Raw genomic sequence first — 16,898 nt, forward strand, 5'->3', positions numbered from 1 at the left:
AACTCGGAGAAGCAAGGGATAAAGTCGATTTTTAGTCCACCGAAAGGATGACTTGCGAATCGAAGGACTTTATCACATGGCTTCGAATAGGAAATAGCCGTTTCATACCGCGAGAAAGCGTCAGCCTCCGGGCTGGCGGACGTCTTGGTTCCACATGGATTGAGAAATGCCGTGCAGGGTCTTTTTTGCCGTGCCTTACGGGGAAGACCGGAATGTCACGGGGATCACGTAAGAGAATTGGTATCTGTTGAAATGAGTCGCCAAAGCAATCCGATTCAAGCATCAAGATGATAATTCTCTGAGTTACAGGAGACCACAGTGAGCGAACTGATTTCGCAAGTGAAAAATATTTGGACCCAGATGGACACCACCAAGCGAGTCGCTACGGTGGTGGTTCTGCTATTAGTAGCGGGTTCGATCCTGTTTATGATACGATGGATCGGTTCCCCCCGTTACGAATTGCTCTACTCTCGTCTGAACGAACAAGATCGCAGCGAGATCATTGCCAAACTTGACGAATTGCGAATTCCTTATCGAACTTCGGCCAGCGGCGGGCTGGAAGTGCCCAACGCCTTGTCGGTCCGGGCCAACCTGCTGAAAGCGGGGATTCCCCGCGGCGGGGTGGTCGGCTGGGAAATTTTCGATAAGAACTCTTTCAGCGCTACCGATTTCACCAACGAGATCAACCGGCAGCGTGCCATCGCCGGCGAACTCAGCCGAACCCTCCAACAGGTCGAAGGGATCCACGACGCGAAAGTCATTTTGAATATGCCGGATTCCACCGAGTACCTGTTCGCCGACGATAAACCCGAAGGGACCGCCTCGGTCCAATTGCAGCTGCGGGCCCCCGGCGTTCTCACCATGGAACAGGTGGAGGCCATCGCCAACCTGGTGGCGGCCAGCACCGGCTTGAAACGGGAAAATATCACGATTATCGATAATTATGCCAATGACCTGACCGCAATGCTCCAGCCGCGCCGCAACGGCAAGCCGGCTCTGAATAGTGTCTCCGACGCTTTCAGCATCAAGTCGGAGTATGAAACGATGGCCGAGAAGCGGATCGAGAGCATGCTGGCGAAAGTGTTCGGCTTCAATAAAGCCGTGGTGCGGGTCAACGCCGATCTCGATCTCGATTATCAAGAGGTTAAGAGCGAGACCTTCGGTGATAAGGGAGTTCCCCGCAGCGAGCAGGAGAAGACCGAAGAGTCTCAGGGGAGTTCCGGTACGGCCAGCGGCATACCGGGAACCGACACCAATATTACGCAGTATAAAACCGATGAAAATCTGGCCGGCGGCTATCGTTCCGATAAATCGGAACGGACCGTGAATTATGAGATCAACAAGGTCGAGGAGTTTCGGATCGCCACCCCCGGCAAGGTCCGCCGCATGTCGGTCGGGGTTTGGGTCGATGGCAATCTTCCGGAAGCGGTCCGGCAGAAAGTGCTGAATACGGTGGGCGCGGCCATTGGCTATAGCGAGGAGCGCGGCGACCGGTTGACGGTGGAAACCATCAGCTTTACCCAGCCGGCGCAGGAGCAAACTCCGAAACCCGATTATACCATGGCGTACCTTATCGGAGCCGGGCTCTTGCTGCTGCTCATCATCGGCGGGCTTATCGTCAGGTCCCGTATGAAACCCAAACCCGAACCCGAGCCGGTCGAGGTCGGTTCGACGATCGATCTGGTCGCCGATGAGGCTGTGACCGAAACAGCTGCCGCCGAAGAGCTTTCGCTGGAAGAGCAGCTCAAACAGAACCGCCAGGCCGAGTTGGAACGGTATGCCAAGCAAAACCCGGAAGATATGGCGGTGCTCCTCAAGACCTGGCTGTCGGAGGACAATTAGGGCAACTGTTTTTGCGTGCCCCTTGCGGTAAAGCTTTTCGATTTCCAATCCAATGAATGCAACTTGGTGTTATTGGAGTGACTCGAGTGAAATTGCAGGAATTATCAGGAAAACAGAAAGCGGCAATCCTGTTGCTCTCCTTGGGAACCGACGTTTCGGCCCGCGTCATGAAGCATCTGCGGGAAGACGAGATTGAGGAGCTTAGTCTGGAGATTGCCAATTTGCGCCGGGTTCCGAATGATTTGAAGGATAAAGTGCTGGAGGAATTTCACCAGATCTATTTGGCCCAGGAGTATATTCTGTCGGGAGGTGTCGAAAACGCCCGGGAACTTTTGGAGAAAGCGGTGGGGCCGCAAAAAGCGGATGAGATTATGTACAAACTCACTGCGTCCCTGGCGATTCGACCCTTCGATTTTGCCCGCAAGACCGAACCCGGCCAGTTGTTGAATTTTATCCAAAACGAGCATCCGCAGACCATTGCCCTGGTGATGGCTTATCTCAGTCCCGAGCAGGCGGGGATCATTCTATCGGCCCTGCCGCCCCAGCAGCAGGTGGAAGTCGCCAAACGTATCGCGACCATGGACCGGACTTCGCCCGAGGTGATCCGGGAGATCGAAGTCGTGCTGGAGAAGAAATTATCCTCCTTTGTGATGCAGGATTTCTCGATTGCCGGCGGCTTGGAATCGGTGGTGACCATTTTAAACCGGGTGGACCGTGGGACCGAGAAGACGATTCTGGAGACTTTGGCCGAAGAGAACCCCGATCTGGCCGACGAGATCAAACGGCGCATGTTCGTCTTCGAAGATATCGTAATGCTGGACAACCGTTCGGTACAGCGTTTCTTGCGCGAAGTGGATACCAAGGACCTGTCGCTGGCTTTGAAGACCGCCAGCGACGAAGTGAAGGATCTGGTCTTCCGGAACATGTCCAAACGGGCGGTGGAGATCCTCAAGGAAGATATGAATATGCTGGGTCCGGTGCGGCTGCGTGATGTGGAAGACGCCCAGCAACGGATCGTCAATGTCGTCCGTCAGCTGGAGGATTCCGGCGAATTGGTGATTTCCCGCGGCAAGGAGGATGAGATGATTGTCTAAACTGATCAAATCCAGTTATTGGACTGAAACATTGCCCTGCCGGCTGGAACCCGTGGATCTGGAAGCTTTTTTACAGGATGAAGAGTTTGACGAGGACTTGGAAATCCACGTCGAAACCTCGGCCGATCCTGTTGAAGGCCCCGCTGTAACGGAGCGGCTTGAGAGTCTCATCCGGGATGCTCGTCGCGAAGCCAAGGAAATTACCGGGTTGGCCGAGAACGAAGCCCGGACGCTTATCGACGATGCCAAGCGGGAAAAAGAGGAGTTGCTGCAGCATGCCCGGGCCGAAGCCGAGCGGATTCTGGCGGAGGCCCGCGACCAAGCGCTTAAGCTGCGGGAGGATGCCCGACGCGAAGGCGAAGCGGCCGGGAGAAAGGAAGCCCGGAAGGAGTGGTCGGCGAAGCTGACCGAAGCGGCTCAGCTGATCGCCACGATCGAAGCGGAACGGCTGGAACGGATCGCCGGTTCCGAACCGGAATTGTTGCGGTTGGCGGCGGCAATTGCCGAAAAGATCATCGGCGCCGAATTGACGACCGACCCCCATCAGCATCTGGAGCTGGTTCGCAATGCGCTTTCCCGGGTGGCGAATGCCAGTTCCATTTTGCTCAAAGTTCATCCGGAAGACGCTCAATGGCTGAGCGAACACCTGCCGGAACTGCGGGAAGTCTTTCAGGGACCGACCCCGCTACAACTGGAGAATGATGAGACGATACCCCGCGGCGGCTGCTACATTGAAACGGAGCGTGGCTCGGTGGATGCGCGAGTCAAATTACAGCTGGAGCGTTTGTTGAATGAGTTGCTGAAGGCGGGTACTGGAGTATGACTTCTTCCACATGCCCGCCGTTTTCATCTTCGAAATACCTGTCGCGCCTGGCTGATTTCGATCCGGTCTGCCGCTTGGGCCGGGTGGATCAGATCGTCGGACTGACCATTGAAGCCGATGGACCCGCTGTGAATCTGGGAGAACTCTGCTTCATTCAGCGCTATGACAGTCCCCATTCTCTCCCGGCTGAAGTCGTCGGGTTCAAGTCCGGGCGGGTGCTCTTGATGCCGCTCGGCGAGCTGGAAGGGCTGGCCCCCGGTTCTCAGATCACTGCCACCGGCCAGGTCATCCGGGTTCAGGTCGGGCCGGAGTTATTAGGCCGGATACTCGATGGCTTGGGCCGGCCGATCGATGATGGGAACCCCTTGGAAAGCAGAGAATTCTACCCGATCAGCGCCGCCCCGCCCAACCCCTTGACCCGGCGGCGGATCAGCGCGCCCTTGACGATGGGGATTCGCGCCATGGATTCTTTACTGACCTGCGGCCGCGGTCAGCGGGTCGGGATCTTCGCCGGCAGCGGTGTTGGAAAAAGCACTTTGCTGGGGATGATCGCCCGTAATACCGACGCTGATGTGAACGTCATCGCGCTAATCGGGGAGCGGGGCCGCGAAGTAAGGGACTTTATCGAACGCGATCTGGGTCCCGAGGGCCTTGCGCGTTCGGTGGTGGTGGTAGCCACTTCCGATCAGCCGGCATTGGTCCGGTTGAAAGGGGCGATGGTGGCAACCGCTATCGCCGAGTATTTCCGGGACCAAGGCCGGGACGTGATGCTGATGATGGATTCGGTGACCCGTTTTGCCATTGCCCAACGCGAGGTGGGACTGGCCATCGGAGAACCGCCGACCACGCGGGGGTTTACTCCTTCGGTATTTGCGCTCCTGCCGCGCTTGCTGGAACGTTCCGGGACCGCGGCGGCCGGGAGCATCACCGGTTTATACACGGTGCTGGTGGAAGGGGACGATATGAATGAACCCATTGCTGACGCAGTGCGGGGCATCTTGGACGGTCATATCGTATTGTCCCGCGACTTGGCGCACCGCAACCATTATCCGGCCATCGACGTCCTGGCCAGTGTCAGCCGGCTCATGGTGGAACTGGCTTCCGCCGAACACCGGCAAGCCGCCTCGGAACTCCGGAACCTGCTAGCAACCTATCGCAATCAAGAAGACCTGATTAATATCGGCGCTTACGCCATGGGCAGTAATCCCCGGGTCGATCAAGCCATTCAAATGCAGGAAGCCATCAATGGATTTCTTTGTCAGCGGACGGACGAGAAAGCGCCGTTTCCGACGACGATTGATCGGTTACTGAAAATGTTCGGCGGTGCGAAAAAATGAAAAAATTCAAATTTCGCTTGGAATCGGTTCTCCAATTAAAAGTGCGGTTTGAAGAACTTTGCCTGCAAAAGTTGGGCGCTGCCGAACAATTACGGGAGAAAGCCCAAAATGAATTGGCCGTTTGCCGGGGACGGATCGCGGAAACCCTGAGGTTTTATCGGGAGCAATTACAAAACCGCTTTGATCCGCGGATCTCGGAAAGTTATTATTCCTACTTGAATTGGTTGAATCTGGAACGGGAAAAAGCGGTTTTGCTGTTGGCACAGCGGGAGGCCGAAGTGGCCGAGGCCCGCCAGAGGTTGCTCGAGGCCTCGCGCGAACGACGGGTTGTCGAAAAATTAAAGGAAAAAGCGTACCGCGATTATCGAGCGGAAGAATTGCGGGATGAAATCAATTTTCTCGATGAATTGGGAACGGGCCGTTTTGTTCGAACGGTCGGTTTCAATCAGATGCAGGAGGTCCGGGAGTAGATGGTCCGATTTTTCATCGGTTTGGTCGTGGTGCCGGCGCTACTTGCTGCTGGGCTGGGGGGATTATGGATTTTGAATCAATTCGGCGTGGTACCGTATCAGCAGGTTGTCTTGCAGACGGTGGGTGGTATCGCGGGGATCAAGGATTTGGCCGACACCTACGAATTGGGCAAAAAACGCAGCGCGATATTGAAAAGCCGGGAGCAAGAGCTTCGGCAAAGACAGCAGCATTTGCAGACGCAAACGGCGCGGCTGGATGACGAACGTTCAATTTTTAAAACAACCCGGGACAAATGGGAAAAAGCTCATCCTGAGGCGACGGCTGAAGCCAGTCCCGCCGGCAGTGCCAAAGATTCGCAGAACATTCAAGCAGATCCCAAGGGAAAAGAGTTCCTCGTCACGATCGGCGGAATGAAGCCGCAGAAGGCAGCCGAGGTCATTCAAAAGTTGCCCGAAGAGACGGTTTATATGATCTTGGACGGTTTGGAAGCACGCCGGGTCGCCAAAATCATGGAGAATCTGCCGGCCGACTATTTGGCGAAATTAGCCCAAGAACGTTTGGATAAACACGGAAAACCTTAATTTTTTTATGGGAAATGCCGATACATAATTGGGAAAGGAGGTGAATCAATGCCAAATGTAACGTTTACTCCATCGCTTTTACCGGGTTTCACGGAAAATCCCGCGGTTCCTGCAACCAATCCAAGCACAGGCAGTTCGGCCGGGGAGGGAATCAAAGGCAACCTGTCGACGCAGAAATCGACCGGCTTGGCAGGCGCCCAGGATGCGCCCGACAGTTTTGGTCAAATCATGACCAATACCTTGACCAAAAAAAGCGCCAAGGTTGCCCCGGAGGCTGCGGGGGCAGGAAGCGAGCAACCGCTTAGCAATCAGGAAATCGCTATCATCGCCGCGTTAAACAACGCAATGGGAGTGCCTCTGCTTAACCCATCCGTTCAACCGGAAGAAACGCTTGGGGATGTAACAGAATCAGTCGCTTCGGTCGAGCTGGATGCGACCCTTCCAACCTGCCAGGTTTCCTCCCTTGAGCCGGTTTTTCCCGGAAACAGTCAGCAGGCCGCGACGTTTGCCAACTTAACCAGTCCGGTTTTGCCGGACGACCAGGGGCAGACAAGAGCGCTCCCGTCCTCTGAAACATTACCATTCTCTGACGTGGTTTCTCAACAACAGACGATGGTTATGTTCGACGAAACGGCTGCTCAAAACCTGAGCCAAGACGCTATCCCCTTACCAGAGGCGGAGGCCTTCATACCGGCGACCCCAGCTCCGACTTTATTGCCCGCGGAGATGGCAGCGGGAGTGGCACCGCTACAAAGTCCCACAACCGTCGTATCGTCAGCTCCCGCATTTATTCCATTGTCCGGGATTTCCGGAATGCTGAAAAACGCGGGGAAAATGGCTACCGCGGGGAAAGCGGAGGAGGCGTCGAGGGTTAAAACGACGACTGCCGAATCAGGGCCGTTTTTTGCAGAAATGGTGCAAGGCTCCGTGGAAACTCAGGCCGAATCGAGCGTTTCATGGGTTGGGTTTCAAGGGCAAGGCAAGAGCGCGGGCATGATCGGATTGAATCCGGTGAATTTGGGGATTTCATCCCAGCAGTCCGTTCAACTTTCATTGCAGACAACCCCGAATCCGACCGACGGGGCCAATTCCCGAGCGGACGCTCAAGAGACGGCGACAGTGGAAAAACCGCATATTATCGACCTTCCGGTACTCCAATCGCGATTCTCAATCCAAAAGTCAAACAGCAACAAGTCGGAAACCGAAGGGTTTCAGATGCCACTCTCCGCTCAACCGGCCGTGGTGCCTGAGCAAACCCATAAAGCCACTGCCGAAGCGACTCAGCAGGTAAGCCGCGAACCGGTATTCTCACAAATCATTGAACACGCCAGAGTCATGGTTGACAACGGCCAGAGCCAAATGGAGCTGACGCTCAAACCGGAACATCTCGGGAAACTCCAATTAAAAGTGGAGTTGGAAAACCATTTGATTACCGCGAAGTTTGTGGCTGAATCCGATCAAGTCAAGCAGATCATTGAAACCAATCTAGGCCAATTACGGGACTCTTTACAGCAGAACGGGGTCCGGGTGGATTCGTTGACAGTGGTCGTCGGCCGAGAGAGCGGTTCAAACGCTTTTGAACAATTCGCGGAACAGCAGCATCAACAACAGAATCCGGGTTATGAAGGCACTTATGCCCAGCGCGAGACGGACGATCCATCCTTCTCCGAAGCGCTTCAACCAGTTGTTGAGCTGGATTCGATGATTAACTTAATTGCTTAATAAAGAAAGGAGGTCCATCCATGGCAGTTTCACCAGTTAACGATTCGACCGGAGTAAGTTCAACCACAACGCGGAAAACCGGCGATAACTTGGGAAAAGACGATTTCTTAAACCTATTGGTGACCCAGTTGAGAAACCAAGATCCTTTGAATCCGATGGATGATAAGGATACGATCGCTCAGATGGCCCAGTTCTCCGCATTGGAACAGATGCAGAACCTGAATTCTGCTTTTGAGATGCAACAAGCGAGTGGAATGATTGACAAGGATATCAAAGCAGAGGTTCAAAACAAAAATGGCATCTCTGAGGTTGTCTATGGCAGAGTCACTTCGGTTCAAAAGACCGATGGTGTCCTCTATCTAAATTTGAGTGACGGTCGCCAAGTGAAATTGGATGAAGTTACTAAGGTTTTGGGGACAAACGGCGCATGGCAAGAAGCGTTAACCTTAGTCGGACATTCGGTTATCATGAGCATTAATAATGGTCAGGATTACGTCCAGGTGGATATCACCGACGCGAAGACTGATGATAACGGACTTATCCAATTGATTGGAAGTGATGGCAAGAAATATACCATGAATCAGGTCTATTACGTGTTGCCGGATCCTGAAGAGACGGAGTCGGGGAACTGATCATGAGTGAAAAGATCTTTATTCGTCCGCCGCAAATTGGCCCGGTGGGGTTGCCGGCGACCAGTCCCAAGAATTCACAGATCAGCACGGCCGGTCCGGATTTTGCAGCGGTATTTCAAGAGCAACTCGGTATTCAATCCGAACTGAAATTTTCGGCTCATGCTTTAAAAAGATTGGAAAGCCGCCAGATTGAGTTGAGCGCCAGCGATTTGAGCCGGATTCAAGACGCGGTGAATAAGGCGGAGAGTAAAGGAGCCAAAGAATCCTTGATCGTCATGGACCAAGCCGCGTTGGTGGTCAGTATTAAAAACCGCACTGTGATTACTGCTGTCGATGACAGTAACCTAAAGGATAATATCTTTACCAATATCGATAGCGCAATCGTTCTTAAATCCTGAGGCTGGCCCTTTGTACAAAGGAAGCCTCCGCCCACCGAATGACTGACGTGGGTTACAGAGATAAAAAGCAAATGGAGGGATAACCACAATGATGCGTTCCATGTATGCCGGTGTCTCCGGTCTGCAGAATCACCAGACGCGGATGGATGTCATCGGTAACAATATCGCCAATGTCAATACGATTGGCTTCAAAGCAGGCCGCGTGAATTTTGCGGATACGTTAAGCCAGATGTTGAGCGGCGCCTCCGCGGCTCAAGGGAACCGGGGCGGAATCAACGCGATGCAAGTCGGTTTGGGAGTGGGTCTGGCCAGCATCGATGTGCTCCAGACCCAAGGAAACCTGCAGAGCACCGGGAAACTCACCGATTTGGCGCTGCAAGGTGACGGCTTCTTTATGCTGACCGACGGCTCCCGGACCTATTACACCCGGGCCGGAAACTTCAACAAGGAAGAGGACGGGCGCCTGACCAACTCCGCCAATGGTTTTGTCGTCCAGGGCTGGCTGGCCGATAGCGCCGGAAATATCAACACCAACAGTTCGGTCGTTCCGATCCAATTGCCGATGGGACAGAGCATTCCGGCTTCGGCGACGACCAGCATCGAATTCGGCGGCAATCTGGATTCGGACACGAATGGCGAATTAAAGTATCCGCCAATAACCATTGATGACGGAGCCGGTCATACTTGCACGGTGCAGATCACGTTGACGGCCATCGGCTTCAATAAATTTCAGTATCAGATGACCGCCACCAATGGCGTAGTGGCAAATGGCAGCGGCACAATTACCTTGGATGAAAACGGAATGGTCGATAGCGCGACTCCGAGTCCCAGCACGATAACCGTTACTCCGAACGGCGGTACGGCTGTTGCCATCGCTGTACCAGACAGTACGAATACCATTCCCGGCGGACAATTTAGTTACACGGTGGGAGGTGTTACCAAAACTACGGATGCTGTCTATACCGCTCCGAAATCTTTCGTAACGCCCACGGATGTCTATGATTCGCTGGGTAATAAGCACGTGATTACTACCACTGCGGTCAAAGTGGCGGACAATGTTTGGAATTGGACTAGCACGGTCGATGGCGGGACGACACCCATCGGGAACGGGACCTTTACGTTTGACTTGCGCGGCAATTTGCTTTCCGCCACCGGAGGCCCTTTAACCTTTTCGCCGATGGGCGCAGCGCCGGTTACGATTACTCCGGATTTTTCCGATATCAGCCAACAAAAGCTGGCCGATTCCGCTCTCACCTCTCCCAAACAGGACGGATACCCGATGGGCGAACTCCAGAGCTTTAACATCGATCGTTACGGCCGGATCATCGGAGTCTTCTCCAACGGTTTATCCCAGGCCCTGGCACAGGTGGCGGTGGCGAGCTTCTCCAACCCGGAAGGGCTGGTCCGTTCGGGCGATACGATGTTTGAAGAATCGAGCAACTCGGGAACGGCTCAAGTCGGTACGGCCGGTCAAGGCGGACGGGGCAAAATCACTCCGGGAGCCACGGAAATGTCCAATGTCGATTTATCCCGGGAGTTTACCGAGATGATCGTCACCCAACGCGGTTTCCAAGCCAATTCCAAGATCATTACGACATCCGATGAAATGCTGCAAGATCTGGTGAATTTGAAACGTTAAAATGATGTGGGAGGGAGGTCTCCCTCCCTCCCATCTCGGTATGAAAAGGGGTAATCGGTTTGATTAAGATAACCCGACTCAACGGACAGGAAATAACGGTCAATCCTCATCTCATCGAAACGATTGAGGCAACGCCGGATACGGTGATCGCCTTGACGACCGGGAAAAAATTTGTGGTCACCGATTCGGTCGCCGAGATCACCGAGAAGATTATCGAGTACCGCAAAACGATCCACCGCTTCCAGGAAACCGATGGCGTTTTATAAGTTGCAAATATTTCAGCTGATTTAGGATAATGTTTTCAGTTTAATTCGAGGTGGTAGCAACATGAAGAATTTCTCTACAACCTTAGGAGTGGTCGGAGGATTTGCCTTACTGGCGATCGGAATTTCACTCAATGGATCGTTGCTGGGCTTTTTTGATGTGCCTTCGCTGTTCATTACTTTCGGGGGCTCCATCATGGCTTTATTGGTTAACTATTCGTTCGGCCAATTTGTAACCGCCTTTAAATCATTGAAGCAGGCATTTTTCCCGAAAGACGTGCGGCCGCAAGAACTGATTGACGCGATCGTCGGATATGCCAAAAAGGCTCGGCGAGATGGGATATTGTCGCTCGAAGACGAAACGCAGACGCTAGAGGATCCTTTTCTCAAAAAAGGAGTTCAGCTACTGGTGGATGGGACAGATCCGGAATTGGTGCGGAATATTCTTGAGGTTGAAATCGCCGTGATGGAAGAGCGTCACAAGAACAACAAGGCTTTTTATGACTCCTGGGCGGTTCTGGCTCCCGGTTTTGGAATGATCGGGACTGTTATCGGATTAATTCAGATGCTCGGTCATTTGGAGGATGTATCCAAGATTGGACCGGCCATGGCGGTTGCTTTGATTACCACCTTATATGGTGCGGTTTGGGCGAATCTTTTTTGTATCCCGGTTGCCGGCAAACTTGCCAAATTGAGTTCGGTGGAGATCATGATCCGGCAAATGATTGTCGAAGGAATTCTTTCGATTCAGGCCGGAGAGAACCCACGGCTGATTGGGGAGAAACTCATGGCTTTTCTGACCCCGGTCCAACGAGCCGAGTTTTTATCCCAAAGTGTCGGCCAAGGCAGAGCGCAAGAGGTGAGGTCCCTTGGTTAAGCGAAAGCCGAACGAACAGCCCGCCGGATTACCGATTTGGCTTCAGACTTATGGCGATATGGTCACCTTGGTCCTGACTTTCTTTGTTGCCTTATATGCAATGTCGTCGTTGGATCAACATAAGTATGACCAGATGTCCAATTCGTTGCGAATGGCGCTGAGCGGCGGTGCCGGGAATGGCAATATCGGTGTTTTAAAAAGTGGGAAATCCATTGTGGAAACAGGCCTGGCTCCGGTGACCTCCAACCCGCGGATGGGAGAGGCGGAGGCGCAGGCATGGCAGAACATGTATAGCTCGGTAAAATCGGTTATTGATCAAAATAATTTTCATGGCAGAGTGGAAGTTTCCTATAGCGAGTATGGCATAACCATCAGTTTTAAAGAGAAATCATTTTTTCAAATCGGATCCGCCGATATATTACGGGAAGCTTATTCATTGTTGAATGAGGTTGGAACGACCATCAACAAGCAGACTTATCCGATTCGAGTTGAGGGACATACCTGCGACCTGCCGATTAGCAATTCACGGTACCCGTCCAACTGGGAACTCTCGGTGATGCGCGCAGTGAATGTTGCGAAGTATCTGATCGAATCGGTCAAAATGGCGCCGGACCGGGTCGCGGTCGCCGGATATGGTCAATATCGACCGATCGTTCCAAATACTAACGAAGAAAATCGAGCACGCAACCGGCGTGTTGATATAATCATCATTAACAGTTTTTATAATCACCAAGAAGGACAAAGCAGGGGGATTCAAAATGGCAAACAATGAACCGAAAAGCAATAATATTTTAATTATCGGACTGTTTTCATTTTTAATCACCGTGGTCATTGCCGGAACATTTATCTTCATCACCTTTCGGCAGGTTGACAATCATGGAAATCAGCAAACTTCCACCGTTACCGCGGAAGAGATCGGCCCCTTGGTGCCGCTGGGTAGCGAGATTATTGTCAACATTCCCGCGGATGACGGGTCGGACCACTATTTGAAGGTCAATATCACCTTGGAAGTCAAATCCACCAAGGAAAATGAAGAAAAAGCCAAGGAAGAAGTCACCAAAAGAATCCCCCAGTTTCGTGACCTAATTATCAGTATTTTGTCAACTAAGACGAAAGAGAAAATTGGTGAAAAAGAAGGGAAAGACTCGCTTCGCAGCGAAATTATTGCGAGTATCAACCGCTATTTGATTGCTGGAAAAGTGAACAATTTGTTCTTTGAGGATTTTGTGGTTCAATAGTGGAGGTGTAACGGAAAAGTGGCTGAAGTTCTATCTCAAAGTGAAATTGATGCGTTGCTAGAAGCCCTTTCTTCCGGGACCCTCAAAGTCGATGAGGTAATCAGCGAGGAGAAGAAGAAAAAGGTTAAACCCTATGATTTCCGGCGTCCCAATAAACTCTCCAAAGATCAGCTCCGGACTCTGGTGATGTTACATGAGAATTTCGCCAGGTTACTTACAACTTCTTTATCCACTTACCTCAGAAGCATGGTCCGGGCCCAAGTCGTTTCTATCGACCAGCTAACCTACGAAGAGTTTACCAAATCCCTGAACAACCCGACGGTGATGACCATTATTTCGTTGAAGCCGTTGGAGGGCAACATTGTCATGGAACTCTCTCCGCAACTGGCTTTCGCAGTGGTCGACCGGTTGCTGGGGGGGCAAGGGAATTCGATCGAGAAGATCCGGGAATTGACCGACATTGAACAAACGGTCATTAAGCGGGTCATATTAAAGACCTTCACCAATCTGAAAGAAGCCTGGAAGGCAGTGATCGAGCTTGAGCCCGCCTATGAAACGCTCGAGTCCAATCCGTTATTTACCCAGATTGTACCCCCCGCGGATATGATTATCCTGGTTACGCTCGAGGTCCGGATCGCGGAGGCCTTTGGAATGATGAACATCTGCATGCCTTTTGTGGTGATCGAGCCGATTCTGGATCGTTTAAACGCCCAGGTTTGGTTCACCCGTAAGGATAAATCAGCGGGCTTCCACGACCTTACCGCTTTGCAAAACCGGCTTGGCCAGGCCAAGGTGCCGCTCATTGCAGAGCTGGGCCGAGCCCGGATCACGGTCGGCGAGTTGCTGAACCTGGGGATCGGCGATGTTCTGCAACTCGATCAATCCGTCAAGGGTTTAATGGATATTAAAATCGCCAATCAGGTGAAGTTCCGGGGCAGTCCCGGTGTTTCGGGAAATAAGATGGCCATTCAAATTGGCCAGATTTTACGGGAGGAAGGGAATTAAGATGGACCGACAGATCCTTTCTCAAGAGGAAATTAATGCGCTGCTGCGCGAGAATGATTCGAACGAGCAGCTGTCTCCGCTTCAGAAAGACGCTTTGGGAGAGATTGGGAATATCAGTTACGGTAGCGCGTCCACTGCGCTGTCGGACATTCTGAAAAAGCGCGTCGTGATTGATACGCCCACCGTGCGGGTGACGAATCAAAAAGAGATCAAGGAAGCACATCCGGTCCCCTACGTCATCGTGGAAGTGAATTACAAAAAAGGACTTTCCGGCAGCAATGTCCTGATACTCAAAGTATCCGACTCCGCGGTGATCGCCGACCTGATGATGGGGGGCGATGGTTCCAATCCGTCCCCGGATCTCAGCGAAATGGAGTTGAGCGCGGTCGGCGAAGCCATGAATCAAATGGTGGGGAGCGCCTGCACCTCATTATCGACGCTTTTGAGCAAACGGATCGACATCGACCCGCCGCTGGTCGAGAAGGTCAACCTGTCCGAGGATAAGCCGTTTATCCGGTTTCAGAATATGGAAGACTTGCTGGTCGTGGTATCCTTCCGAATGAAAATTGAAGAGCTCATTGACAGCGAGATCATGTTGCTGATGCCTTTCCCGTTGGCGGTCGATCTGGCCGATTCGTTGCTGGCTCTGACGGAAGGTGCGGCGCATCCGGTTCACGAGGCTCCGGCTCAACCGGTGCCGCAAGCGGCGACGGAAGCCATTCCGGCGCCGTCCCAGCGCAGCATCCCTCCCCAACCGCAACCCATCCCGGAGGTTCGTCAGCCGCAGGTCATGGTACAACCGGCGCAATTTAGCCCGCTGGGCGCGGCCAAAACAGGGAAGGAAGCGGTGAGCGGCAATATTGGCTTGATTATGGATGTCCCGTTGCAAGTCACGGTCGAGTTGGGCAGCACCCGCATGAAAATCAAAGAAATCCTCGAATTGGGGTTGGGTTCGATCATCGAGTTGGAAAAGCTGGCGGGCGACCCGGTCGATGTCCTGGTCAACGGAAAGTTAATCGCCAAGGGTGAAGTCGTGGTAATCGATGAAAACTTCGGCATCAAGATTACCGATATCATTAGTCCGATCGAAAGAGCAACTACACTTCAATAACGTACTTAAGGAGGAGTTTTAGTGGGAAGTAAAGTGTTGGTCGTAGACGATGCAGCGTTTATGCGGATGATGATCAAGGATATCCTGCGTAAAGGCGGATATGAAGTAGTTGGCGAAGCCGAAGACGGCGCGAAAGCCATCGAGAAATTCAAAGAATTGCGCCCGGATTTGGTGACGATGGATATTACCATGCCCGACATGGATGGCATCACTGCGGTAAAGGAGATTCGCAAGATTGACACGAACGCGCTGATCATCATGTGTAGCGCGATGGGGCAGCAAGCCATGGTCATCGATGCGATCCAGGCCGGCGCCAAAGATTTCGTGGTCAAGCCCTTTCAGCCGGAACGCGTTCTGGAAGCGGTCCGCAAGGTTTTAGCATAGACGAAAGGAAAGAATCTCATTGAACATGACCAACCGGGTCCGAGCGCTTATGATGGTTGTGATGGGTATTGTCCTCCTTCCTACCATAACCTTAGCCGGAGCGAGAGATGAAGCTCCGCCCAATTTCAGCGGCTTACAGTGGATCTGGGCGCTCTTTTCATTAGTCATTGTAGTCATTATCGCGTACTGGGTTACGAAAACCATGGCCGGCAAGCTGGGATATGCTCAAGCGAAGCATCTAAAGGTGGCGGAGAGCCTGTTCTTAGGACCCAATCGCCATCTTTATCTTTTATTGTTTGAAGGCAAGGTTTTGTTGGTCGGCAGTTCCGAAGGCGGCATTCAGCTGCTGAAGGAGTTGGACGATCCCGGGTTGTACGAGGAACTCCAAAAGAACACCGCGCTGGCCCAGCCGGCACTGGCGGGCAAATTCCCCGAGTTATTCAATTCGTTCCAGCGGGTCTTAACGAATGCCACGCATCAGCAAGAAGCGGGTGAGGAGGGTCAGACCCCGGTAAACAATACCCATCAAAGATTGCTGGATGGCCTGGAGCGAATCAAGCGATGGAAAATGAGAGGCAAAGGCCGTTCAGAATGAAAGAGAATCATTTCAGTTTCCGGAGTTCGCTCCGGCGCCTTTTGCGAATGGGAATGAACCGATCGCTCGGAATATGGCTGGGCGGTTTGTCACTGCTCATCGCCATCAGCCATCCCGTATGGGGGGCGGCGCCGACCATTCCCATACCCAGAGTGGAGTTGGGCGTGGGGGCCGCCAATACTCCGGCCGAGACCGCGCAAAGCCTGCAGATCCTGTTATTGCTGACGATATTGTCCCTGGCTCCCGCCATCTTGATGATGACGACGTCGTTCATCCGGATCGTCATCGTGCTCTCCTTTACGCGCAGCGCCATCGGGACCAACCAAATGCCCCCGAACCAAGTCATGATCGGCCTGGCCCTGTTTTTAACCTTCTTTACCATGGCGCCCACTTGGACGACGGTGAATGACACGGCCTTGCAACCCTATCTGAAGGGCCGGCTGAGTCAGGAAGCGGCGCTGGAGAAGGGGATGGAGCCGATCCGTCAGTTTATGTTCAAACAGACCCGCACCAAGGATCTGAAACTCTTTCTGCAAGCGGCCAAGCTGGAGCGCCCCCGGAATCAACAGGCGATCCCTTCCCGGGTGCTGATTCCCGCTTTTATTATCAGCGAGTTAAAGACCGCCTTTCAAATCGGCTTTATGATCTTCATCCCGTTCCTGGTGATCGATATGATCGTCGCCAGCACGCTGATGTCGATGGGCATGATGATGCTGCCCCCGGTCATGATCTCGCTGCCGTTTAAGATCTTATTATTTGTGATGGTGGATGGCTGGCATTTGATAGCGCGGTCGCTGCTCCTCAGCTTCCAATAGGAGCAGGGGCCGGGCCGCGATGAGCCTTTCCCATGGCAAATTTTCGAAATATCCCATCCGGAGCGCCGCGT

Annotated in this window: 19 protein-coding genes; all 19 read left to right on the forward strand. The window is 52.9% G+C overall.

Annotated elements, in window-relative coordinates; genetic code table 11:
- Positions 1 to 318 precede the first annotated feature (318 nt).
- The gene (gene fliF / locus EDC14_RS13220; RefSeq protein ID WP_132014776.1) at positions 319 to 1,842 is read left to right on the forward strand and encodes a flagellar basal-body MS-ring/collar protein FliF; all 1,524 of its coding nucleotides are present in this window, start codon (positions 319 to 321) and stop codon (positions 1,840 to 1,842) included.
- A gap of 56 nt (positions 1,843 to 1,898) precedes the next feature.
- On the forward strand, positions 1,899 to 2,936 hold the full coding sequence (gene fliG / locus EDC14_RS13225) for a flagellar motor switch protein FliG (RefSeq protein ID WP_132014777.1): 1,038 nt from the start codon (positions 1,899 to 1,901) through the stop codon (positions 2,934 to 2,936).
- Positions 2,929 to 3,759, forward strand: coding sequence for a FliH/SctL family protein (locus tag EDC14_RS13230; RefSeq protein ID WP_132014778.1), 831 nt, complete (start codon positions 2,929 to 2,931; stop codon positions 3,757 to 3,759). Before fliG ends, EDC14_RS13230 begins: the two co-directional genes overlap by 8 nt.
- Positions 3,756 to 5,096 (forward strand): flagellar protein export ATPase FliI, encoded by a 1,341-nt coding sequence (fliI, locus tag EDC14_RS13235; RefSeq protein WP_132014779.1) that lies wholly within the window; start codon positions 3,756 to 3,758, stop codon positions 5,094 to 5,096. The genes EDC14_RS13230 and fliI overlap by 4 nt, the downstream gene beginning before the upstream one ends.
- Positions 5,093 to 5,566 (forward strand): flagellar export protein FliJ, encoded by a 474-nt coding sequence (gene fliJ, locus EDC14_RS13240; RefSeq protein ID WP_132014780.1) that lies wholly within the window; start codon positions 5,093 to 5,095, stop codon positions 5,564 to 5,566. The genes fliI and fliJ overlap by 4 nt, the downstream gene beginning before the upstream one ends.
- A complete protein-coding gene (locus EDC14_RS13245; RefSeq protein WP_132014781.1) occupies positions 5,567 to 6,148 on the forward strand; it encodes a MotE family protein in 582 nt (193 codons plus the stop codon).
- A gap of 48 nt (positions 6,149 to 6,196) precedes the next feature.
- Entirely contained in the window at positions 6,197 to 7,870 is a 1,674-nt protein-coding gene (locus EDC14_RS13250; RefSeq protein WP_132014782.1) for a flagellar hook-length control protein FliK, read from the forward strand.
- 20 nt (positions 7,871 to 7,890) lie between these two features.
- The gene (locus EDC14_RS13255; RefSeq protein WP_132014783.1) at positions 7,891 to 8,502 is read left to right on the forward strand and encodes a flagellar hook capping FlgD N-terminal domain-containing protein; all 612 of its coding nucleotides are present in this window, start codon (positions 7,891 to 7,893) and stop codon (positions 8,500 to 8,502) included.
- Between the two features lie 2 nt (positions 8,503 to 8,504).
- A complete protein-coding gene (locus EDC14_RS13260; RefSeq protein WP_132014784.1) occupies positions 8,505 to 8,900 on the forward strand; it encodes a TIGR02530 family flagellar biosynthesis protein in 396 nt (131 codons plus the stop codon).
- Between the two features lie 88 nt (positions 8,901 to 8,988).
- The gene (locus tag EDC14_RS13265; protein WP_132014785.1) at positions 8,989 to 10,539 is read left to right on the forward strand and encodes a flagellar hook protein FlgE; all 1,551 of its coding nucleotides are present in this window, start codon (positions 8,989 to 8,991) and stop codon (positions 10,537 to 10,539) included.
- A gap of 59 nt (positions 10,540 to 10,598) precedes the next feature.
- On the forward strand, positions 10,599 to 10,805 hold the full coding sequence (locus tag EDC14_RS13270; protein ID WP_132014786.1) for a flagellar FlbD family protein: 207 nt from the start codon (positions 10,599 to 10,601) through the stop codon (positions 10,803 to 10,805).
- Positions 10,806 to 10,866: 61 nt separating this feature from the next.
- The gene (locus EDC14_RS13275) at positions 10,867 to 11,679 is read left to right on the forward strand and encodes a motility protein A (protein WP_132014787.1); all 813 of its coding nucleotides are present in this window, start codon (positions 10,867 to 10,869) and stop codon (positions 11,677 to 11,679) included.
- Positions 11,672 to 12,451: an OmpA/MotB family protein gene (locus EDC14_RS13280; protein WP_132014788.1), complete on the forward strand. Its 780-nt coding sequence runs from the start codon at positions 11,672 to 11,674 to the stop codon at positions 12,449 to 12,451. The genes EDC14_RS13275 and EDC14_RS13280 overlap by 8 nt, the downstream gene beginning before the upstream one ends.
- Positions 12,438 to 12,917 (forward strand): flagellar basal body-associated FliL family protein, encoded by a 480-nt coding sequence (locus EDC14_RS13285; protein WP_132014789.1) that lies wholly within the window; start codon positions 12,438 to 12,440, stop codon positions 12,915 to 12,917. Before EDC14_RS13280 ends, EDC14_RS13285 begins: the two co-directional genes overlap by 14 nt.
- Before the next feature lie 18 nt (positions 12,918 to 12,935).
- On the forward strand, positions 12,936 to 13,922 hold the full coding sequence (gene fliM, locus EDC14_RS13290) for a flagellar motor switch protein FliM (RefSeq protein WP_132014790.1): 987 nt from the start codon (positions 12,936 to 12,938) through the stop codon (positions 13,920 to 13,922).
- Between the two features lies 1 nt (position 13,923).
- Positions 13,924 to 15,033 carry a flagellar motor switch phosphatase FliY gene (gene fliY / locus EDC14_RS13295; protein WP_132014791.1) on the forward strand — a complete coding sequence of 370 codons (1,110 nt, stop codon included), beginning with the start codon at positions 13,924 to 13,926 and terminating at the stop codon, positions 15,031 to 15,033.
- Positions 15,034 to 15,054: 21 nt separating this feature from the next.
- Entirely contained in the window at positions 15,055 to 15,417 is a 363-nt protein-coding gene (locus tag EDC14_RS13300; RefSeq protein WP_132014792.1) for a response regulator, read from the forward strand.
- Between the two features lie 61 nt (positions 15,418 to 15,478).
- A complete protein-coding gene (locus EDC14_RS13305; RefSeq protein ID WP_165908004.1) occupies positions 15,479 to 16,012 on the forward strand; it encodes a FliO/MopB family protein in 534 nt (177 codons plus the stop codon).
- 47 nt (positions 16,013 to 16,059) lie between these two features.
- Positions 16,060 to 16,827, forward strand: a complete 768-nt coding sequence (fliP, locus tag EDC14_RS13310; protein ID WP_424337412.1) for a flagellar type III secretion system pore protein FliP — start codon at positions 16,060 to 16,062, stop codon at positions 16,825 to 16,827.
- Positions 16,828 to 16,898: the final 71 nt, after the last annotated feature.

Source organism: Hydrogenispora ethanolica (genome assembly GCF_004340685.1).
Classification (GTDB): domain Bacteria; phylum Bacillota; class UBA4882; order UBA8346; family UBA8346; genus Hydrogenispora; species Hydrogenispora ethanolica.